At 73.0% G+C, this 20,846-nt stretch carries 16 protein-coding genes; 4 read left to right on the top strand and 12 right to left on the bottom strand.

Features of this window, described 5'->3' with window-relative positions:
• Positions 1–40 precede the first annotated feature (40 nt).
• The 4 genes from egtB to AB0B98_RS31210 all read right to left on the bottom strand — a co-directional run bounded on the left by egtB (position 41) and on the right by AB0B98_RS31210 (position 4,328).
• Complete coding sequence (gene egtB / locus AB0B98_RS31225; RefSeq protein WP_357367253.1) at positions 41–1,381, bottom strand: ergothioneine biosynthesis protein EgtB; 1,341 nt, start codon at positions 1,379–1,381, stop codon at positions 41–43.
• A 77-nt stretch (positions 1,382–1,458) separates the two neighbouring features.
• Positions 1,459–2,694 carry an ergothioneine biosynthesis glutamate--cysteine ligase EgtA gene (gene egtA, locus AB0B98_RS31220; protein ID WP_357367252.1) on the bottom strand — a complete coding sequence of 412 codons (1,236 nt, stop codon included), beginning with the start codon at positions 2,692–2,694 and terminating at the stop codon, positions 1,459–1,461.
• 160 nt (positions 2,695–2,854) lie between these two features.
• Positions 2,855–3,679 carry a hypothetical protein gene (locus AB0B98_RS31215; protein WP_357367250.1) on the bottom strand — a complete coding sequence of 275 codons (825 nt, stop codon included), beginning with the start codon at positions 3,677–3,679 and terminating at the stop codon, positions 2,855–2,857.
• A 16-nt stretch (positions 3,680–3,695) separates the two neighbouring features.
• The gene (locus AB0B98_RS31210) at positions 3,696–4,328 is read right to left on the bottom strand and encodes an RNA polymerase sigma factor (RefSeq protein WP_357367248.1); all 633 of its coding nucleotides are present in this window, start codon (positions 4,326–4,328) and stop codon (positions 3,696–3,698) included.
• Positions 4,329–4,866: 538 nt separating this feature from the next.
• On the opposite strand from AB0B98_RS31210, the gene AB0B98_RS31205 reads away from it, so the two are divergent.
• Together AB0B98_RS31205 and AB0B98_RS31200 are read left to right on the top strand one after the other, a co-directional pair.
• Entirely contained in the window at positions 4,867–6,231 is a 1,365-nt protein-coding gene (locus tag AB0B98_RS31205) for a protein kinase (RefSeq protein WP_357367247.1), read from the top strand.
• Positions 6,232–6,356: 125 nt separating this feature from the next.
• Positions 6,357–7,619, top strand: a complete 1,263-nt coding sequence (locus AB0B98_RS31200) for a nucleotide sugar dehydrogenase (RefSeq protein WP_357273704.1) — start codon at positions 6,357–6,359, stop codon at positions 7,617–7,619.
• Positions 7,620–7,728: 109 nt separating this feature from the next.
• On the opposite strand, the gene AB0B98_RS31195 is transcribed toward AB0B98_RS31200, so the two are convergent.
• From AB0B98_RS31195 to AB0B98_RS31180, 4 genes are all read right to left on the bottom strand, one after another.
• Entirely contained in the window at positions 7,729–10,203 is a 2,475-nt protein-coding gene (locus AB0B98_RS31195) for an ABC transporter permease (RefSeq protein ID WP_357367246.1), read from the bottom strand.
• 147 nt (positions 10,204–10,350) lie between these two features.
• The gene (locus AB0B98_RS31190; protein ID WP_357367244.1) at positions 10,351–11,016 is read right to left on the bottom strand and encodes a response regulator transcription factor; all 666 of its coding nucleotides are present in this window, start codon (positions 11,014–11,016) and stop codon (positions 10,351–10,353) included.
• Positions 11,013–12,233, bottom strand: a complete 1,221-nt coding sequence (locus AB0B98_RS31185; protein ID WP_357367242.1) for a histidine kinase — start codon at positions 12,231–12,233, stop codon at positions 11,013–11,015. The genes AB0B98_RS31190 and AB0B98_RS31185 overlap by 4 nt, the downstream gene beginning before the upstream one ends.
• A gap of 47 nt (positions 12,234–12,280) precedes the next feature.
• Positions 12,281–12,988, bottom strand: a complete 708-nt coding sequence (locus AB0B98_RS31180; protein WP_357367240.1) for a DUF305 domain-containing protein — start codon at positions 12,986–12,988, stop codon at positions 12,281–12,283.
• A 138-nt stretch (positions 12,989–13,126) separates the two neighbouring features.
• Between AB0B98_RS31180 and AB0B98_RS31175 the strand changes: the two genes are divergently transcribed.
• Both AB0B98_RS31175 and AB0B98_RS31170 read left to right on the top strand, forming a co-directional pair.
• Positions 13,127–14,572 (top strand): hypothetical protein, encoded by a 1,446-nt coding sequence (locus AB0B98_RS31175; RefSeq protein ID WP_357367238.1) that lies wholly within the window; start codon positions 13,127–13,129, stop codon positions 14,570–14,572.
• Positions 14,573–14,727: 155 nt separating this feature from the next.
• Positions 14,728–15,939, top strand: a complete 1,212-nt coding sequence (locus AB0B98_RS31170) for an SLC13 family permease (RefSeq protein WP_357367236.1) — start codon at positions 14,728–14,730, stop codon at positions 15,937–15,939.
• A 52-nt stretch (positions 15,940–15,991) separates the two neighbouring features.
• On the opposite strand, the gene AB0B98_RS31165 is transcribed toward AB0B98_RS31170, so the two are convergent.
• The 4 genes from AB0B98_RS31165 to AB0B98_RS31150 form a co-directional block, all read right to left on the bottom strand.
• Complete coding sequence (locus AB0B98_RS31165; RefSeq protein WP_357367234.1) at positions 15,992–17,581, bottom strand: asparagine synthase-related protein; 1,590 nt, start codon at positions 17,579–17,581, stop codon at positions 15,992–15,994.
• 4 nt (positions 17,582–17,585) lie between these two features.
• Positions 17,586–18,554 (bottom strand): DUF5715 family protein, encoded by a 969-nt coding sequence (locus AB0B98_RS31160; RefSeq protein ID WP_238672021.1) that lies wholly within the window; start codon positions 18,552–18,554, stop codon positions 17,586–17,588.
• A gap of 425 nt (positions 18,555–18,979) precedes the next feature.
• Positions 18,980–19,777, bottom strand: a complete 798-nt coding sequence (locus AB0B98_RS31155) for an isocitrate lyase/phosphoenolpyruvate mutase family protein (protein ID WP_357367232.1) — start codon at positions 19,775–19,777, stop codon at positions 18,980–18,982.
• The gene (locus AB0B98_RS31150; RefSeq protein ID WP_357367230.1) at positions 19,774–20,808 is read right to left on the bottom strand and encodes a cytochrome P450; all 1,035 of its coding nucleotides are present in this window, start codon (positions 20,806–20,808) and stop codon (positions 19,774–19,776) included. The genes AB0B98_RS31155 and AB0B98_RS31150 overlap by 4 nt, the downstream gene beginning before the upstream one ends.
• Positions 20,809–20,846: the final 38 nt, after the last annotated feature.

The raw sequence follows: 20,846 nt of genomic DNA, 5'->3' as shown, positions 1-20,846 counted from the left end.
CGCCCCCGGCCCGCCGCCGGGCCGCCGGTCGTGCGGCGACTCACCGGTACGTCTCGTCCGGTCGCGCGTCCCGGGCGCAGCGGAAACCGCTGAAGATCTGACGGCGGATCGGATAGTCCCAGTTACGGAAGGTGCCCCGGCAGGCGGAGCGGTCGGTGCCGAACGAGCCACCGCGCAGCACCCGGTAGTCGCCGCCGAAGAAGACCTCCGAGTATTCGCGATAGGGGAACGCGGCGAACCCGGGATGCCCGTCGAACGCGGTCGAGGTCCACTCCCAGACGTCGCCGATGAGCTGGTGCACACCCAAGGGCGACGCGCCGGCCGGATACGCGCCCACCGGCGCCGGCCGCAGATGGCGCTGGTCGAGGTTGGCGTGCGCCTCGGTCGGGTCGTCGTCCCCCCAGGGGTAACGACGCGACCGACCGGTCGCCGGATCCCACCGGGCCGCCTTCTCCCACTCCGCCTCGGTCGGCAGCCGCTTGCCGGCCCACGCCGCGTACGCCTGCGCCTCGTACCAGCACACATGCACCACCGGCTCGTCGGCGCGCACCCGCGCCCACTGACCGAAGCGCCGATACGACCAGTCGTCGCCGTCGGGACGCCAGTGCATCGGGGCGCTCAGTTGCTCCCGAACCCGATGCTCCCAGCCGGCCGCGCTCCACCAGCGCTGCTCGGTGTAGCCGCCGTCGGCGATGAAGGCCGCGTACTGGCCGTTGGTCACGGGGGCGGCGTCGATGACGTACGCCGGGAGGTCGACCCGGTGCGCCGGACGTTCGTTGTCCAACGCCCACGGATCGGTGTCGGTGCCCATGGTGAACTCGCCGGCCGGCACCAGCACCTCCGCGCCGACCCGTACCGACGCCTCGGGCGGCGCCGGGGCGTGCAGCACCGCCGGCCCCGAGCGCAGCTGGTGGGTGGCGAGCATTGTCTCGTCGTGCTGCTGCTCGTGCTGCACGATCATGCCGAAGGCGAACCCGTCGGCGACCAGCGGCCGCTCGGTGAAGGTCACCGCGTCGAGCAGGTCGTGCACCTTGTCCCGAACGGTTGCCAGGTAGGCGCGCGCCTCCGCGGGCGGCAACAGGGGCAGGGCAGGGCGGTCCCGGCGCGGCTGTTTGAACGCGTCGTACAGCTCGTCGATGTCACACCGGACCGGCTCCCGGCCCCCGACGTCCCGGACCAACCAGAGCTCCTCCTGGTTACCGACATGGGCGAGGTCCCAGACCAACGGCGACATCAGCGGTGAGTGCTGGCGGGTCAGATCGGCGTCGTCGACCACCTCGGTCAGCAACGCGCTGCGGGCGCGGGCCCGGGCCAACTCCACAGCGATGTGGTCGCGCAACCGCTCGCCGTCGACGCGGCCCGCCGTCGAGGCTCGTGACACCGGCTCACTCCTCGCGCTCACCGGGTCGTCCTCCGTTCGCGACTGCGCGGCTCGCAACACCGGCTCACTCCTCGCGCTCACTGGTCTCTCCTCTCTGCGGCGGCCCGCCGCTGGCGTATCCCTCGCCGGATCTCGTCGTGGGTGCTGGCCGGCAGCTCCAGTCGGGGCATGGTGTTCACTGCCAGGTCGAGCAGGGCCGCCGCGGCGGCGGCCAGCGGCGGATCGGCCAGGCCGTGCCGGGCGGCGGCCGACCAGCGGTGCGCCACCGGCGCGGCGATCGTGTACGCCTCGCGCACGGTGCCCGGGTCAGCGAACAAGGCGGTCACCACCGCCAGTGGCAGCCGCCAGCCGCGATCAGGTTGGGCGTCCAGGTAGCGCAGCTCCAGGTAGCCGCGCGGCCGCACCGGCGGAAAGAGGGTGCTCACGTGGTAGTCGAGGTCATCGGCGGTGGGCGGTTGGGGCAGCGCGCCGTCGAGCCAGTCGGCGAACGTCACCCCGGGCGGCGCGGCCCAGTCGGCGCTGTGCCGGCGCAGACAGAGCAGCGGCGCGGCGAGCACGTAGCTGATCCAGGCGTCGGTCGGATCGTCCGCCGACCGGGAGGGCGACCAGACCGGGCGGGTCCGAGTCGGGTCGATGGCCAGCCAGGCGGCCATCCGGGCGGAGGCCCAACCGGTGCGCCGCCCGGCGTGTCGAGCGGCGGAGGCGAACGCCGCGAGCAGTGGGGGCCCGACCGCGTGGGCCGCGGCCCAGCGGTCAGCGACCTGGTCCGGCTCGCCGGCGTCGAGGCAGATCTGCAGGCCGGCGGTGCTGTACATCATCGTGCGGCCGGCCGGACCGTGGCGGTCGAAGGCTCCGCGCATCGCGCGGTAACGGGGAGTTTCCACCACCGGGCGGGGCCGTCGGTGGGGGTCGATGCCGCTGCTGCCGAGGATCAGCCCGGCGGCGGCCAGCAGGTCGGTGACCTGGGCGATGTCGGCCTCGGTGGCGCGGATCAACGTGGCGACCGAGGGGCGGGGCGGGGTGGAGATCTCCAACTGGCCACCGGGCTCCAGGGTGACCATGCCGCCGTGTCGCAGCGGCTCGGCTGGGCTGGTGGCATCCAGCGTGGCGGGGCTGTGCCGCCCCAGCGCCGCCCGCAGCCTCGTCGCGTCGACGGGGCGGGCGGGATCGGCGGCGTCGTGCACGGTCCATTCCAGTTCGACGCCGGTGTGGGTGGGTGGGCCGGTCTTGAAGCAGATCCGGGCGAGGTGTCGGACTGCGGCTGCGGACTCGCGCAGGATGGCGCTGCGGTCCAGGTCGGATGACGTCACCAAGGGTAGGGCCCCCTCTCCGATGTGCCGGGTCCGGCACACTGTGCCACCGTAAACCCACCCACCGACACCGTCGGGGGGCGTGCACGGTGCCACCAACCTCTGTCTAACAGACGAATTTCCGAAGGAGGGCGGAACCAAACCGCTCCCAACCGCCAGCCGGTCAGCCGCCGGTGGGGTGGCCCGGTCGCGGCGGTGATGGCGGGGCCTGCCCCGAAGGGGACAGCTTGCCCTTCGCCGGCGCGGAGGGCGTGACCTTCGCCGGCTCGGACGGCTTCGTCTCGGGTACCAGCCGCTGGCAGTACGCCTCGACCTTGCCGGGTCCGCCGGCGGCGGTCACCAGCTTCTGGAAGGCCGGCGTGCGCAGCGCCTTCTCCCGCTGTTCGGGCTTCTTCGCCCGCCACGCGCGGCACAGTCCGTGCATCTGGCCGACGGTGGTGGCACCGGTCGGCGGTGTGGCGGTGACGGACGGCGGCGCGCCCGGCGACGCGACGTCAGGGCCCACCGAACGACCGGGCTCGGTCGACCGGGATGCGCCCTGGTGCGGCGAGGGTGACGGGCGCGACGGTGCCGGTGCGACCGGGTCTGGCTCGCGGTCCCGGGCGACCGCGGCGAAGGCGGCCCCCGCCGTGGCGGTAGCTGCCACCGCGCCGATCCAGGCCACCGCGCCGGTGGTCATCCGGCGACGGCGTGGCCGCTGCGGCACGACCGGCGCCGGGTTGGCCCGGGCGGCCCGGAACGCGACCACCGCGGCGTCCTCTCCGGCCAACTCGCCCGGGCGGACGGGGCCGGCCGCCGCGGCGAGCAACGCGACCACCGGCTCGGCCGGGGGCACGTGCGAGGCGCTCAGGTGCACCTCAGGTGGGTTCGCGTCCGCCTCCGTGGGCGGGGCGGAGGGAACCTGATCCACCGGGGCGTCCACCCAGGCAGGGACCGAGTCGAGCAGCCGCTCGGTGTCGGCGTGGTCGGCCCGCCGGAACGGGTTCATCGGAAGTCCCCTCACGTCAGCTGTCCGCCGGTTCGACGTGCGATGCCCGCAGGGCGGGGCCACTCCCCGCACGCGGCGGTGGCACCCCCTCGACCCCGACCGAGGACCCGGCCGGGCTCTGCCGCTCGAGCAGGACCGCGAGCCGGCGTAGGCCACGGTGAGCGGCGGTCCGCACGGCGCCGGCCCGACGGCCCAGCACCCGGCCGGCGGATCCCGCGTCCAGCCCGATCACGGCCCGCAGCAGGACCGCTTCGGCCTCCCGGGGCGGGAGGGTGGCGATCAGCGCGAGGGCGGTCTCGGTGCCGATCGTCTCGCTGGCTCGCTCGGCGGTGTCCGCGTCGCTGGCGAGCTCGACGAGCGCCTGCACCGGGACCGGGAGCGAGGGGCGACGGCGCATCCGGCGCAGGTGGTCCATCGCGCGGTTACGGGCGATGGTGACCGCCCAGGCCCGGAACTCGCCCCCGGTGAAGCCGGGCAGGTCACGGGAGATCTGGAGCCAGGTCTCGGAGGCGACGTCCTCGGCGTCGGCCCCGACGAGCGCGGTCAGATACCGCAGCAGCCCGGGCTGGAGGCTGCGGTAGAGAAAGCGGAACGCCTCCTCGTCCCCGGCCTGCGCGGCGGTCACCACCTCCGACAGATCGGCGGTCATGCGCGGCCCACGCGTCGTTCGGGGCGGGTCGGCCCGACCAACCGGGCTGGCGCACGCCACGCGGCACGAGTCGTCCGCCCGATCAGCACCAGCACCGCACCGCCCTCCACCGCTTCAGATTGTGCCCGCGACCACGATTGTCGGGGCGGCGTGTCCGGGGCCAACGCCGGGGTGCTCGATCGGCGCGCTGCGCGCCGAGGTAGCCGGGAGGGCCCGAGCCGGGCTAACGCTAAGAGGGGGCTCACGAAGCGACAAGTCGGCGTCGTGTCACGGAAGAGTGACAATTATCAACCCAGCCCGACGGCGCGTCGTCGTAACGGCCGGCACGCAACAGACGCCAACCACCCCTGTACGGGGTTTCTTGCCACCATCGACGGCCCGAGCGACGGAAATAGTCGCGTTTCGTGACACCACCCTTCCGCAGCGTCACAAAGGGCGAGCGTCCACACAGGTCAGGCCGGATCAGCCGGTCTGAACCGGCCGCCCGGCGGCCCTGCCACGGCGCGCCGCCCCGCGCCACTCTAGGTACGGTAATGCGGTGTTGTCATCGGAGGTCGTGCTCAGCGGTCGCTACCGCTTGGACGAACGTGTCGCCACGGGCGGCATGGGCGACGTTTGGCGTGCCTCCGACCTGATCCTCGGCCGGCAGGTCGCTGTCAAGGTTCTCCTGCCGGCGCTGGTCTCCGATCCCGATTTCATCGCCCGGTTCCGCGCCGAGGCACGGATCATGGCGGCGCTGCGGCACCCCGGCATCGTGCAGGTCTTCGACTGCGGTGCGGACGATCTCCCCGACGGCGGGCGGGCGGACTACCTCGTCATGGAGTTCGTCGCGGGCGAGCCGTTGTCGAAGCGGATCGAGGCGGCCGGGCGGCTCGACGTGGCCGAGACGATGTCGATCGTGGCCCAGGCGGCCGCAGCGCTCAACGCGGCGCATCGCGGCGGCATCGTGCACCGCGACGTCAAACCCAGCAACCTGCTGGTGCAGGAGGACGGCACCGTCGTCCTGGTGGACTTCGGCGTGGCCCGTTCCACCGACATCACCAGCATCACCAGCACCAACGCGGTGCCGGGCACCGCGCTCTACATGGCTCCCGAGCAGGCCGCCGGTCGGCCGGTCAGCGGTGCCACCGACATCTACGCCCTGGGCGCTGTCACCTACTGCTGCCTGACCGGCAGTCCGCCGTTCACCGGTGACAATCCGCTCCAGGTCGCCGTGCGGCACCTGGACGACGAGCCGCCGGAGCTGCCGCACGACATTCCGGAGGCGGTCCGCGCCCTGGTGTCGCGGGCCCTGGCCAAGGATACGCTGGAGCGGTTCACCAGCGGAGCGGCGATGGCCGAGGCCGCTCGGACGGCGGTCACCGGCGGCGAGCCGCCGACGGCGATGGCCGGGCCGGTCGCGCTGCGCGACGCTGGGCCGGGCACCCGCACTGACGTTCCGGCCGGCGCGGCGGTGGCGGACGGACGCCAGCGACGGCGGGGTCCGCTCGTCGGCGCGGCGGCGGCCATGCTGGTCGCGCTGGTCGGGCTCGGGGCGGCGCTGGCCGCGACGCGTAACGTCGGCGACGACCCGGCTGTCAATCTGCCGGCCACCTCGCCGACGGTGGCGCCGAGCGGCCCCGTCGACCTGCCCGCGGCCAACGAGCAGATCACCAGTGTCGAGCCGGGCCGGCCGGACCGGCCGCACGTCACGGGCAACTCCCCGTCGGCCTCGGTCTCCGCCACGCCGAGTGTGCAGCCGAGCCAGACCGTCAACTCGCCGACCCCGACGGTGGACGTCACCACGGCGCCGCCCACCAGCGCGGCGCCGACGACGGGCGCGCCGCCGCCGACCAGCGCGCCTCCTGAGCCACCCGCCACCTCCAGCCCGCCGCTCGACCCGGAGGTGCCGGCGGGCGGTTGAGTCGGGCGCTGTCGCCGACCCCCGCCAGTCCCACAAGCACCGATATCCCCAAAACGGACTTACGGTGCCGAAGACGCCTCTAGGCTCCCAGCAGGCTATTTACACCATCTGCTGCGGGAGCCTGGGTGAGCGCTGAAAAGCTGGTTGTGATCGGTCAGGGGTACGTCGGACTGCCGCTGGCCATGCGGGCCGTCGAGGCGGGGCTCGACGTGGTCGGTCTCGACGTCGACGCCGACCGGGTGAAGCGGCTCGCCTCCGGCGAGTCGTTCATCGAGGACATTCCGGCCGATCGGCTGGGCCGCGCGTTGGGCAGCGGCCGCTACCACCCCAGCACGGAGTACACCGACGCTGACGGGTTCGACATCTGCGTCATCACGGTGCCGACCCCGCTGCGCGACGGGACCCCGGACCTGAGCTTCGTCGAGCAGGCCGGCATCGGTATCGGCCCCTACGTAAGCCCGGGCTGCACGGTGATCCTGGAATCGACCACCTACCCGGGCACCACGGAGGAGCTGCTGCGCCCTCTGTTGGAGTCGGCCAGCGGTCTGACCAGCCCCGGTGACTTCCACCTCGGCTACAGCCCGGAGCGGATCGACCCGGGCAACCCGACCTGGCGCCTGGAGAACACCCCGAAGGTGGTCTCCGGTGTGGACCCGGCGGCGCTGGCCCGGGTGGACGGGTTCTACCAGCGCCTCGTGGAACGCACCGTACCGGTGGACTCCACCCGCGTCGCCGAGCTGACGAAGCTGATCGAGAACACCTTCCGCCAGGTCAACATCGCGCTGATCAACGAGCTGACCATGCTCTCGCACCACCTCGACATCGACGTCTGGCAGGCGATCGACGCCGCCTCGACCAAGCCGTTCGGCTTCATGCCGTTCCGGCCCGGCCCCGGCGTCGGCGGGCACTGCCTGCCGATCGACCCGTGCTACCTGTCCTGGCAGGTCAAGCGCCGCCTCGGTAGGCAGTTCCGGTTCATCGAGCTGGCCAACGACGTCAATCACGAGATGCCCGAACACGTCGCACAGCGGATCATGGGTGGGCTGAACCGGGACGGCCGGGCCGTCAGCGGTGCCCGACTGCTGCTGCTCGGTCTGGCGTACAAGAAGAACACCGGCGACATGCGCGACTCCCCCGCCGTGGACGTGGCCCGTCGGTTGCAGGCCCTCGGCGCCGAGGTGCACGCCGTCGAGCCGTACGCCGAGGCGCACCAGATCCCCGCCGGGATCACAGTGGTCGGGCTCAGCGAGCGTGAGGTACGCGCGGCCGACGCGGTGGTGGTGGTCACCGACCATGACACCTTCGACTACGACCTCGTGGTCAGGCACGCCCGCTACGTCTTCGACACCCGCAACCGGTGCGTCGGCCCGATGGTCGAGCGCCTGTAGACCCGGCACCGCTGGCCGGTCCCGCCGCCGGGGAAGAGGGCGGGGCCGGCCGGCGGATGTCCGTCCGGTCGTCGGGTCGCGGACCCGGACGGTCCGGACCGCTAGCGGCTCACTGGTCGGCGAGCGCCTCGACGACCGGGCGGGACAGCGCCCGGCGGGCCGGCAGCACCGAGGCGAGCAGGGCGGCGAGCACCGCGACACCGAGGATCAGCCCGAGCTGGCCGAGCGGCAGCACCACGTGGAAGTCGCCGCCGAGGCGGTCCAGCAGGGCCATCGTGGACGCGCTGACTCCGGTGCCGAGTCCGACTCCGAGCACCGCGCCGACCAGCGCCATCAGCACCGCCTCGACGGCGAGCACCGCGCGCATCCGCCCTCGGGTCAGCCCGACCGCCCGCAGCACGGCGTTCTCCCTGGTCCGTTCGACCACCGACAGGCTCAGTGTGTTCGCCACGCCGACCAGGGCGATCACGACGGCCAGACCGAGCAGCGCGGTGACGAAGGCGAGCAGCATGTCGACAGTGCCGGTGAGCATTTTCTTGTAGGCGCCCTGGTCCATCAGGTTCGCCGTCGGGTATCGGCCCAGCACCGCGGTGATCGCGTCGCGGGCCCGCTCGGAGCTCACCCCGGCAGCGGGGTCGATCTCGGCCAGGTAGCCGCGCTGGGCGGGGAAGAGTGCCGCGAAGTCCTGGTCGGACAGGTCGATGACGTGACCGGCGGGCACCTCGCCGCCGGGGGTGTCGTCGGTGACCACGGCGGCCACCCGGAACGCCTTCCCTCTGACGGTCACCGGGGAGCCGACCTGCCAGCCGCGGGCCCGCGCCAACTCGCGGTGCACCAGCACCTGCCCCGGCCCGACCCGCTCGGCGTCGCCGGCCAGCACCCCGCTCAGCGTCCGGCCGATCAGCGCCGGGTGGGCCGCGCGGATCTCGACGTCGTCGACGACGGTGCTGCGCTGCTCGTGCACCACACCCAGTTCGGGGCGGGAGGCGAGCTCACCGACGAGCGCGGCCGGCAGGTCCTGACCGATTCCGCTGACCACGAAGTCCGTTCCGATCTGGGCGTCAACGCTGCTTTCGATGCCGTCCTTGGTGCTGCGCGCGCCGACCATGAACGCCGAGACCAGTCCGATACCGATCACCAGCGCGGTGGCTGTCGCGGCGACCCGCCGCGGATTGCGCACCGTGTTGTTGACCGCCAGCTCACCGATGGTGCCGAGCACGCGACGTACCGGCCAGCCGAACACCCGGGCCAGCGCGGGGACGAGCACCGGCCCGAACAGCACGATCCCGAAGAAGGTGAGCACCCCACCGACCGCCACCAGGAGCAGTTGACCGGCGCTGGCGGCGCCGGCCAGCGCTGCCACACCGACGGCGAGGACCACCGCGCCGATGCTCAGCCGAACCCGACCAGCACCCCGGCTGGGCTGCACCGCGGCATCGGTGAGCGCGGCCACCGGGGCGATCCGCGTCCCCCGCCAGGCCGGCAGCAGGGCGGCGCACACGGTGAGCCCGGTGCCCAGCAGCAGGCCGGTGAGCACCGTCGAACCGGTCACTGTCAGCCCACCGGTGACCGGCACGTCCAGTTGGGACAGCAGCAGCCGCAACCCGGCGGCGAGGGCCACCCCGAGCAGCACGCCGAGCGCGGAGGCGACCAGGCCCAGCACCGCCGACTCCAGCACCGTGGACCGGAAGACCTGGCCCCGGGTGGCGCCGATCAGGCGCAGCAGCGCGGTCCGTCGGGTGCGCTGGGCCAGCACGATCGCGAAGGTGTTGGCGATCACGAAGCCGGCCACCACGATCGCGACCCCCACAAAGATCAACAGCAGCATGCGGAACTGGTCCACGTTGCGCACCGCGTCCTCCACCGCCTCGTCGAGGATCTGCTGGCGGCTCTTCACAGTGGCTTCGGCGCCGGACGCGGCGCGTACCCTCTCGGTCAGTGCCGTGACGTCGACGCCCGGTCGGGCCGCCACCATGATCCGGCCGTAGCCCCGCTCGCCGGTGAGAGCCAAGGCGTCCGATCCGACCAGGCCGACGAACGGGCCGCCGACGTCGCGGGAGGTGCCGGCCACGTCGACGGTGCCCACCACTGTGTACGGGCGGGCCGCCCCGCCGGTGGCGCCGATCCGGACCGACGCACCGAGCCCGAAGCCCTGCTCGGCCGCCGTCGGCGCGTCGAGCACCACCTCCCCGGCCCGATCGGGCAACCGGCCGGTCACCACGTCGTACGAGCGCAGCGCGTCCTCGGTGGGGATGGCGACGAGCATGGTGAAGCCGAGCACCGGCCGACCGTCGGCTCCGACGATCCCGGCGGTGTTTGTCAACTCACCGGCTGCGGCGGCCACCCCGTCGACCGCTCGCACCCGGTCGACCAGCGCCGGGGGCAACACCTCGCGGCCGGCCGAGTAGACACCCAGGTCGGTGTGGCGGTCGAAGGTGCCGGCCCGCTCGTACGCCCCGGTCCGCATCCCGTCGACGAAGATCATCGTGCCGGCGACGAACGCGACGCCGAGCACGACGGCGAGCGCCGAGAGCAGCATGCGCAGCGCCTCGGCACGCAACGAGCGCAGGGTCAGGCGGATCATGCGGGGCTCCCGGTGCAGGTGGCGGATCGGACCCCTCCGACGCTATGGCCGGCACCGGTCTGTCGATCTCCACCTGCGCGCTCGACCTGCGTGCGCCCCGGGTCGCGGTGCGCACACCGGCCGCTACGACCCAGGTCGTACGCCGTGTCATCCGCCGGGCGTGACCAGCCCACTCTCGTACGCCAGGACCACCGCCTGGACCCGGTCGCGCAGCTGGAGTTTCGCCAGGATCCGCCCGACGTGGGTCTTCACCGTCGCCTCGGCCACGTGCACCCGGGCGGCGATCTCCGCGTTCGACAACCCCTGCGCGACCAGCAGCAGCACCTCCCGTTCCCGTTCGGTGAGCTGCGCGAGTCGAGGGTCGGCGCTCGGGGCGGCGCCGAGCTGCCCGGCGAACCGGTCCAGCAGGCGCCGGGTGATCGACGGAGCCACCACCGAGTCGCCCTGGGCCACCACCCGGATCGCGGCCAGCAGCTCTTCCGGCGGGACGTTCTTGAGCAGGAAGCCACTCGCGCCGGCCTGCAACGCCGCGAAAGCGTCCGCCTCGGTGTCGAAGGTGGTCAGCACCAGCACCCGAGGGCCACCCGGGGGCCGCTCGGCGCAGAGTCGACGGGTCGCCTCCACCCCGTCCATGGTGGGCATCCGGATGTCCATCACGACCACGTCGGCCTCGGTGCGGGCGAGCACCCGCAGGGCGTCCGCGCCGTCGATCGCCTCCCCGACGACCTCCAGGTCGGGCTGGGATTCCAGCACCATCCGGAACCCGGCGCGGACCAGCGCCTGGTCGTCCACGATCACTACCCGGACCGTCATGCCGCGATCACCTCCGTTGCCGGCTCTGACGGTAGCGGCAGCCGAACCTCGACCTGCCAGCCCCCGGTCGGGCGGGGACCGGCGGTGAGGCTGCCGTCGTACACGGTCACCCGCTCCCGCATGCCGAGCAGGCCGTGACCGCCGGACGGCGCCGGGCTGACCAGCGGGCGGCCGCGACCGTCGTCGACCACCCGGACCACGACGGCCTCGGCGGTGTACGACAGGACGACCTCGACGCCGGCGCCGACGCCGGCGTGCTTGAGCGCGTTGGTCAACGCCTCCTGCACCACCCGGTAGACGGTCAGCTCCAGGCCCGGCGGCAGGGCCGGTGGCGCACCGGTGACGGTGCTGCGGACGTGCAGACCGGCGTCGTCGAACCGGGCCAGCAGGTCGGGCAGTTCGGCCAGCGCGAGGCGTCGGTGCTCGGGGTCGGCCGCCACCGCCAGCCCGTCGGCCCCGTCCGCGCCGGCCGGGCCGGCGTCGCGCAGAACGCCGACCAGCCGGCGCATCTCTTCAAGCGCCTGCCGGCCGGTGTCCGCGACCACCTTCACGGCGGTGCGCGCCTGGGCGGGGTCGCGGTCGAGCATGAACCGGGCCCCGTCCGCCTGGACGATCATCACGGCCATGCTGTGGGCGACCACGTCGTGCAGCTCACGGGCGATCCGGGTGCGTTCCTGGGCGACCGCCGCCCGGGACTCCGCCTCCCGCTCGCGTTCGAGTGTGGTGGCCCGCTCTTCGAGGCTGAGCACGTAGAGCCGGCGGGTCCGCACGTTCAGCGCTACCAGCCACACCGCCCCGGTGACCAGCGCGTACCACAGCGCGGTCACCCACCACTGGATGACATTGGGGGTCTGCGCGGCGGCCAGCAGCACGCCGACGGCCGCGACCGCGCCGGCCAGGACGCCGTCGCGCAGCCGCCGGCCGTACTTCACCACGCTGTAGAGCGCGATCAGGACGGCCACGTCGTAGATGAGCGGACCCCAGCGGGCGATCACCTGGATCAGGGCGAGCACCGCGACCGCCACCGTCACCGCGCTCGGGTGGGTGCGGCGGAACAGCAACGCCACAGCCATCCCCAGGCCGACCGCCGTGGCCGCCCAGCCGCCCGGCTGGTTCACCGCCGCTGCCACTGAGACGAGGACCACCAGGGCGGCGACGGCCACGTCGAAGGCGACGCCGCGCAGCGGGCGGCCGAACACTGTGCGTCTCACGGTCACCCAGCGTACGTGCCGGGACGCTCACGCCTCGCGCCCCGCGCCTGGGCTCAGCCGCCGAGGATCTCGCGCATGCGGTCGATTTCGACGGTCTGCTCGGTGGCGACGGAGTTGGCGAACTCGTTGAGCGTCAGGTCGGAGCCGACGGTGAGCAGGTTGGTGGCCATCTCGATGGCGCCCTGGTGGTGCTCGGTCATCATCCGGACGAAGAGCCTGTCGAAGTCCGCGCCACGGGCCGCGGTGAGCTGCCGCATCGCCTCTGGCGACTGCATTCCGCGCATGGTGCCGTGGTCGTGCCCCTGCACCTCGGCCGGGAGGCCTCGGGTCTGCAGCCAGCCGCGCATCATGCCCATCTCCGGCCCCTGGCTGGCCCGGATGCGCTCGGCGATGGCCCGGATGTCGGGGTCGGCGGCCCGTTCGGGGGCGAGCTCCGCCATCGCCAGGGCCTGCGCGTGGTGCGGAATCATCATCCGGACGAACCAGACGTCCAGCGAGTTGTGCGGGGCGGGGCCGGCGTCGCGGACCTCGTGCGCCGGGCGGGTGGCCGCGGTCTCGCCCGGCCGGCCGGGCGCGATGACTGTCAGGTCGGTGGGGACGGGGCTGACCGTCGGCGACGCGGCGGAGGTGGCGGGCGCGGAGACCGGCTGCGGTGCGCTCGTACCGGTGTCGCCGTCGAGGCGGATCACCATGAACACCACAAGCGGCAACACGAGAGCCAGTGTGACGCCCGCCAGGATGCGTGCGCGCCGGTTGGTCATGGGCCACTCCCTGCAGTCGAGGTCACCGCGATGCTATCCATTGAAGAACCCGCTTTCATGTGATCCAGCTCACATCGACGTTCTTCGTCGGACTGTAACGTGTCAACCATCGTCTCCCCCTTGCGAAGGGCCCCGCCGATGATCAGATTCCACAAGCCACGGTTACGACAACTGCGTGTCGTGGCGCTCGCCACGACCGGCCTCCTCGTCGCCAGCGCCCTCGTCGCCCCGGCGAGCAACGCCCAGTCGGTGCCGCAGGCGGCCCCGGCCCCCGCGCTCACCAACACGATCCCCGGCGTCGACGAGATCGTGAGCAGTCCCAACCTGCGCCAGATCGCCAACCTGCCCAAGGTCGCCCCGCTGGACTCCACAAACAGCGACATCGCCTTCCAGGGCAAGTACGCGTTCGCCGGCAACTACAACGGCTTCGTCATCTACGACATCTCGCGGCCCAGCGCTCCGAAGGTCAAGGCCCGGGTGCTCTGCCCCGGGTCGCAGAACGACATCTCCGTCCACGGCGACCTGCTCTTCCTCTCCACCGACTCGTCACGCAGCGACGACTCCTGCAACAGCACCACGCAGGGAGCGGACGTGAAGGGCTCGTGGGAGGGCATCAAGGTCTTCGACATCAAGGACAAGGCCAACCCGCGCTACATCAAGTCCGTCGAGACGGCCTGCGGCTCGCACACCCACACCCTGGTGCCGGGCAAGGACCGCAAGGCCATCTACCTGTACGTCTCGTCGTACAGCCCGCGGGCCGAATTCCCGGACTGCCAGCCGCCGCACGACTCCATCTCCATCATCAAGGTGCCGGTGAAGAAGCCGACCGACGCGGCAGTGGTCGCGACGCCGAACCTCTTCCCGGACGGTGGCTTCCCCGGCAGCCAGACCGGCTCGGCGACCACCGGTTGCCACGACATCACCGCCTACCCGTCGAAGGACCTGGCCGCCGGCGCCTGCATGGGTGACGGCATCCTGCTCGACATCAAGAACCGCGAGGCCCCCCGGGTCATCAACCGGGTCCGGGACGAGGTCAACTTCGCGTTCTGGCACTCGGCCACCTTCAACAACGCCGGCACCAAGGTGATCTTCACCGACGAGCTGGGTGGTGGCGGGGCGGCGACCTGCAACGAGACCGTCGGCCCGAACCGCGGCGCGGACGCCATCTACGACATCGCCGGCCGTGGCAACGCCCGGACGATGACCTTCCGCAGCTACTACAAGATCCCCCGGGCCAACGCCGACACCGAGAACTGCGTGGCGCACAACGGCTCGCTGATCCCGGTGCTCGGCAAGGACATCATGGTCCAGGCGTGGTACCAGGGTGGCATCTCGGTGTTCGACTTCACCGACTCGGCCAACCCGAAGGAGATCGCCTTCTGGGAGCGCGGCCCGCTCTCGGCCGACACGTTCGTCGGCGGCGGCACCTGGTCCGCGTACTACTACAACGGCCACATCTACTCCAACGACATGGCGAAGGGCCTGGACGTCCTGGAGCTGAACGACTGGCGTACCTGGTCGGCCAAGCTGACCCGCTACCAGGAGCTCAACGTGCAGACCCAGCCCAGCTACCTGGGCTGGTAGGCACCACGCACCACGCCGGGCCCGGTCCCCGAACCTTCGGGGGCCGGGCCCGTGCCGTTGCGACGCCAGGCCCCCGGGCACGGGCGCGGTGGGGCCCGTCACCAGGACGGGGGTTGCGAACAAGCTGGCCAGACGCTGTGCCAACGTGAGCAGACGTGACAGTTGCCGCCCCGCCCGAGCCGACCACGCGCCGACGGCCCCACCCGCTGGACCTGGTGGCTGCCGGCCTCGCCGTGGTGGGCGCGGCCTGCGCGCTGAGCGGGCTGCTCCCCCGCGCGGAGACCACCGCCACCCTGCACCGGATCCTGCCGCTGCTGGTGTTCCTCGGCACCGTGATCGTGCTCGCCGAGCTGACCGCCGTGGCCGGTGTCTTCGACGTGCTGGCCAGCCGACTGGCCATCGCCTCCCGGGGCAGGTGGACGGCACTGTTCCTGCTCTGCGGTGGTCTCGCCACCCTGACCACCCTCGTGCTCAACCTCGACACCACCGCCGTGCTGCTCACCCCGGTGCTGCTCGCGCTGGCCCGGAACCTGCGGATCCCCGCCGCCCCGCTCGCCGTCACCACTGTCTGGCTGGCGAACACCGCGAGCCTGCTGCTGCCGGTGTCCAACCTGACCAACCTGCTCGCCGCCGACCGGGTCGGGCTGGCCCCCCTGGCGTACGCGGCAAGGATGGCGTTGCCGCAGCTCGCCGCCGTGACGGTCACCATGGCCCTGCTCTGGTTCGGGTGGTGGCGGCGACAGCGGCCCGCCGGTGGGCGCTTCGTCCCGCCGACCCGGCACGTGCCGGCCGACCCGGTGCTGCACCGTACGGCGCTCGCCGGTTGCCTGATCTTCGTCGCCGGCATCCTCGCCGGGGTGGAGATCGAGATCGCCTCCACCGTCGGGTTGGTGCTGGTGCTGGTCGGGTTCCTGGTCCGCTCCCCCGCCACACTGCGCCCGGGGCTGATCCCGGTGCGCCTGCTGTTCTTCGTCACCGGCCTGTTCCTGGTGGTGCAGACCCTCGGCCGGCACGGGCTGGACGACCTGGTCGGCACCCTGGTCGGCGCCGACGGTGGCGCGCTGGGCGCCCTGCGCGCCGGTGGAACCGGGGCGCTGCTCGCCAACGCGGTGAACAACCTGCCCGCCTACCTGGCCGGCGAGTCGGTGCTGCCGACCGGTGACCACACCCGCCTGCTGGCCCTGCTGATCGGCACCAACGTCGGCCCGCTGGCCGCCCCCTGGGCGTCACTGGCCACCCTGCTGTGGTTCGAGCGCTGCCGGGCGGCAGGGGTGGCGGTGCCGGTGACCCGGTTCGTGCTGACCAGCACCCTGCTCGCGGTCACCGCGACGCTCGCCGCGGTCGGCGCGCTGCTGCTGGTGAGCTGAACGCGCATCCCTGACACCGTGTCAGCGTCGAGCGTGGCGTGCGGTACGGCCGTCAGTGGCGGGCCGGGCGCGGGCCGACCAGCCGGCGGACCATCGGAGCGGCGTTCCACGTGGCCGCGCCCACCAGGTCGCGGGCGTGCTCCAGCACTGTGTAGTCGGGTCGAGTCAGCCCGTCGGCGATGGCCCGGTCCAGGTCGTTGCCGCAGCGGCTCAGCACCGTGTCGAAGTCCCGACGGACCGGCTCCTGCAGGTCATAGCCGAACGAGCGGTGCAGCCTGGCGAAGAGCGGCTTGTAGAGCCGGACCCGCTCGTGCAGCCCCGACGAGTACGACATCGGGTTCTTCGGACGGCGGAGGATGTAGTCGGGCAGCACGTCGGCGAACGCCCGCCGGACGATCCACTTCTCCTGCCCGTGACGCAGCTTCAGATCCACCGGCAACCGCATCGCCAGTTCCACCACGCTGAGGTCGAGGAACGGCACCCTGGCCTCCACGCCGTGTGCCATGGCGGCCCGGTCGACCCGCTGCAACTCGGTGCGGCACAGGTTGCGGATCCGGTGCAGAAACAGTCGGCGGGCCGCCGCCGGGGCGACCTGGTGGTACATCGGGTACCCGCCGAACAGCTCGTCGGAGCCGTCGCCGGTCAGCACCACCTTGATGCCCAGGTCACGCAGCCGCCGGAAGATCGGCACCGAGACGACCGCGTTGATGATGTCGCCGTACTCGGTCAGCTCGGAGACCCGGATGGCCTCGCGGACGTCGGCGAGCCGGATGTCGCGCGGTCGCAGCTCGACTACCACGTGCGGCACGTCGAGGTCGGCGGCGAGCCGCCGCGCGTACGCCACGTCGGGGCTGTCCGCGACGCCGACGGTCACCGCGACGCAGTCCGGGTGGATGTCGCGCACCTGCCGCAGGGTCAACGAGCTGTCCAGCCCACCGGAGAGCACCACCCCGACGGTCAGATCGGTCTCCACCCGCATCCGGATCGCGTCGCTGAGCGCGGCGCGGACCAGCAGCGCGGCCTCGTCCGGGTCGTCGATGACCGGCAGTCCGTCGCCGATGGTGAACAGGTCGACGTACGGGCTCAGTCGGACGTGCCCGTCCGCGTCCGCCCAGCCGTGGTGCCCGGGCGGCACCTCGGCGATCGGGGCGCCGTGCCCGACGAGCGCCTTGACCTCGGAGGCGAGGTGCAGGCAGCCGGGTCGACGGGACCAGTACAGCGGTTTCACCCCGAGCGGGTCGCGAGCCAGGTACGCCCGGCCGGTGGCTCGTTCGACGACCGCGAAGGCGTACTCACCGCGCAGCCGGGTCACCGCCGCCTCGCCCCACTGCTGGAACGCGGCGAGCAGCACCTCGGTGTCGCTCTCGGTGCGGAAGGCCTGGCCCAGGCGGGTCAACTGCGCGCGCAACTCACGGTAGTTGAAGATCTCGCCGTTGAAGCAGAGCAGCCAACGCTCGTCGGTCGACGTCCACGGTTGCACCGCCCGGTCCCGGTCGACGACCCGCAGCCGGCGGGTGCCGGCGAGCAGTCCGCTCTCGGACCGGGTCTCGGTGACCTCACCGCGCGGGGCCAGCGCGGCGAGCATCCGCCGGAAGGTCGCCGGGTCGGCCTCGGGGCCGATGCTCAACGCGATGCCGCACACCGGCTCAGACCCCCATCTCGGCCTCGTACGCCCGACGTAGCCGACGCCGGGCGGTGGGCGCGAGACACAGGTGCCAGGCCTGCCCCTCGTCGATCACGTTCAGCTCACCGGCCTCCTGCCGGCTCAGCAGCAGCTCCGCGAGGGCGTCCCGCGCGCCGAAACGCTCGAACCAGGCCAGCTCGACGTCGGCCGAGTAGCCGAGGCAGTGCCCACTGGGCAGCATCGCCGCGTAGCCCAGCCGGCGCAGCCGGTACTGGTGCTCGGCGCTGCGGACCAGGCTGGTCACCCAGAGCGACGGGGTGGCCGGGGGCGCGACAGCGGTGAACTCCCGTCCGATGTCGTTGAGCAGCGCCACCACCTCGCGTCGGGCGCGGCGGAACAGCAGCCCCGCGGTGCGCGGGGTGGCGTCGGGCCGCAGCCGGCGACGCAGCCCGCGGGCGGCCCGGCCCAGCATGGTCGCGGGCTGCTCCTGGTAGCGGAAGCGCAGCAGGTCGCGGCGGCGCAGCCACTCCAGGTCGACAAGCTCGGCGCTGCCGTTGACCTGGTCGTCGGTGACGAAGGTCGGTGCGTCCTGCCACCACAGCACGTCGATGCGGGAGAGCAGGTAGATCCGGACCAGCGCGCTGAGGTCACCCGCCGAGGTGCGATCGTTCGGTTGGTAGCGGGCCATCTCCAGCAGCAGCGTCTCGCGTGCGCCGATCAGCCCCTGCGGGGTGGCGTCGAGGACGGCGGCGAGCGCCGGCTCCCGCAGCCGCTCGTCGATGAGCACCTGCCGGGCCCGGGTGCTCGCCGCGTCGGCCAGGGCACCGACCTCGACCAGCAGTTCGGCGACGGCGGCCCGGTAAGCGGGCAGGTCGGGGGCGGGGGCGGGAACGCGGCGGGGGGTCGCGCCGGAGGGTCGGCGGCGGGCCGGAGCGGTGGGCGACGGAGGCGAGCCGGGCTGCTGTCCCGGGCTTCGGCTGGGCACTCGCATGACGGGTCCCTCTCTCCGGTCACGGCACTGGGTGGTTCGCCCTGAAACACACCGTAATCATCGGGACCGTAACGGACCGAACATTCCTCCTATTTCCCCCCAACGGAGCGTGGACATTGCACTCGCCCCGGGGTGTGATCGTTGGTCCGGTGCCTTTGGAGCTGATGTCGTCAACGAATCACCGCCGCTGCCGCCGGCTACGCGAGCGGGCACGTGATGTCACAAACGATTCAGCTCGAAAGGTGCCGACCCCCACACGGGCACCCCACCGCCGACGCGCCGACCGGGCCGCCCCCGCGCGGGCCGCCGCCGCGCGCACCCGCCCCCGCGCGGGCCGCCCCCGCGCGGGCCGCCGGGCGCACCCGCCGACGGGCCGAGCCCAGCCCGGCACCCACTGATGGACCGCCGAGCGTCGGCCGCAACCGTCAGTCACCGCCCGCCGGCACCAGGGCCTGCACCTCGGCGTACGAGGGCAGCCCCGCCGGTGTTGCGGGCCCGCCGAGGCGGACGGCGTCGGCGGCGGCGAGCGCGGCGCCCAGCGCGGCCCGGAACAGCAGCGAGCCGGTGCTGACCCGGGCCACCCCAGCGGCGCCCAATTCAGCCAGCCCCGGGCCGCCCGGCTGGTACAGCGCGTTCACCGGCGCGTCGATCCGCTCGGTGAGGACGCGCACTGTGGCCAGGTCGACGGTCCCGGGCACGAAGATCCCGTCGGCACCGGCCGTCAGGTAGGCACGGGCACGAGCGAGGGTCTGCGGCAGCGGGTCGTCCACCCCGAGCCACCAGGTGTCGGTGCGGGCGTTGATGAACAGTTCCGGCACGGCCGCCTTCACTGCCGCGACCTTGGCGGCGGTGGACTCGGTGTCGGCGAGGGTGCCGTCGGCGCGCCCGTCCTCCAGGTTGATCCCGACCACGCCGAGACCGGCCAACTCCGCCACGTACTCGGCGACCTCCGCCGGGTCGTCGCTGAACCCGGCCTCCACGTCCACGCTGAGCAGCACCGGCAGCCGAGCCAGCCGGCGGGCCAGGGCGAGGGTCTCCGACCCGGTGGCCGCGACGCCGTCGGGTAGGCCGGCGGTCGCGGCGACACCGAGGCTTGTGGTGCCGATGGCCGGATGTCCACGCAAGGCGAGCGCCGCCGCCGAGGCGTGGTCCCACGCGTTGGGCAGCAGCAGAGGGCGGCCGGCGCGGTGCAGGGCGTGGAACGCGGCACGACGGTCGATCATCGGACGCTCACCTCCAGAGTTGTCGGCACCCGCAGTGTCGGGTGCGGTTCGTGGCGCACCGGCGTCGGGTTGCGCCGGCACCGTTCCCGCAGCACGTCGAACACCCCGGTGGCCAACGCCAGGGCGTGCCGGTCGCCCGGGCAACCCCGCTCCCCCGTCCCGAAGGTCAACAGCCCGGCACCGGGCCGACCGGGCTGGAACGTGCCGGGCTCGGTGAACGCCTGCGGGTCACGGTTGGCCGCGTCGAAGCGCAGCAGCACCGGGCTTCCGGCCGGCAGATCCCGCCCGCCCAGCCGTACCTCGTCGACGGTGACGCGTCGGGTGGCCCGCACCGGTGGGTCGAGGCGCAGCACCTCGCCCAGCAGGTCGGCGGTCCGTGCCGTGGCTGGCGCTCGCGGGCCGGCAGGGGGCAGCAGGTGCTGGGCGGCGGCGCCGATCAGGCCGGCGGTCGCGTCGCACGCCTGGACCAGCAGACCGATCAGGTTCGCCCGTACCTCCGGCGGACCCTGCGGCGCGAGTGCCAGCAGCGCCGTCACCGCCCGGTCGGCCCGCGCTGTCGAATCCGGGTCCACCCCCGGGTGGTACGCCGCCGCGACGACAGCGACCGCCGTCCCGGCGGCTGCCGGATCAGCGAAACCGAGGCGATCGGCCAACGCCAGCAGCGGCACCGGCCGGGCCAGTTCCCTCATCACGTCGACGCGGTCGCCGGCGCGGTCGAGAACGGCCCCGGCCAGCCGTGCCGCGTCCAGCCGCAGGTCGTCCGGGTCCAGCGGGGCCAGCGCGCTCACCGCGACCGCCCGACGGTCGGCGTGCTGTCGCTGTGGACTGAACCGGCTGACGGTGGCACGTAGCCAGGCGAGGGTGCCGGGCGGACCGGTGTCCACGGCCGGCACCTGGAACGCCCTGTCGGTCAGCGCCGCGCGCACGTCGGCGTGCCGGGTCACCCACCAACCGCGCTCCGGTTCGAACGAGGGCGCCCCACACGCCGGTGTTCCCGGGGCGGGCGCAATGTGCGGCCAGTTGTCAGTCACCGCCCGACCGTAGGGCGCGAACCGTTCGCCCCACACCG

The organism is Micromonospora sp. NPDC048947, assembly GCF_040649495.1.
Classification (GTDB): Bacteria; Actinomycetota; Actinomycetes; order Mycobacteriales; family Micromonosporaceae; genus Micromonospora; species Micromonospora alfalfae.
The sequence above is the reverse complement of the archived record's forward strand: the minus strand, read 5'-3'. Positions and strand labels throughout refer to the sequence as shown.

What these genes read in the sequence shown, in the direction of transcription:
- AB0B98_RS31180 (WP_357367240.1), bottom strand. Translation starts at nt 12,988, where the DNA reads ATGACCAACCGGCGCGCACGCATCCTGGCGGGCGTCACACTGGCTCTC.
- AB0B98_RS31155 (WP_357367232.1), bottom strand. Translation starts at nt 19,777, where the DNA reads ATGATCGACCGTCGTGCCGCGTTCCACGCCCTGCACCGCGCCGGCCGC.
- AB0B98_RS31195 (WP_357367246.1), bottom strand. Translation starts at nt 10,203, where the DNA reads ATGATCCGCCTGACCCTGCGCTCGTTGCGTGCCGAGGCGCTGCGCATG.
- AB0B98_RS31190 (WP_357367244.1), bottom strand. Translation starts at nt 11,016, where the DNA reads ATGACGGTCCGGGTAGTGATCGTGGACGACCAGGCGCTGGTCCGCGCC.
- AB0B98_RS31210 (WP_357367248.1), bottom strand. Translation starts at nt 4,328, where the DNA reads ATGACCGCCGATCTGTCGGAGGTGGTGACCGCCGCGCAGGCCGGGGAC.
- AB0B98_RS31160 (WP_238672021.1), bottom strand. Translation starts at nt 18,554, where the DNA reads ATGCGAGTGCCCAGCCGAAGCCCGGGACAGCAGCCCGGCTCGCCTCCG.
- AB0B98_RS31175 (WP_357367238.1), top strand. Translation starts at nt 13,127, where the DNA reads ATGATCAGATTCCACAAGCCACGGTTACGACAACTGCGTGTCGTGGCG.
- AB0B98_RS31215 (WP_357367250.1), bottom strand. Translation starts at nt 3,679, where the DNA reads ATGAACCCGTTCCGGCGGGCCGACCACGCCGACACCGAGCGGCTGCTC.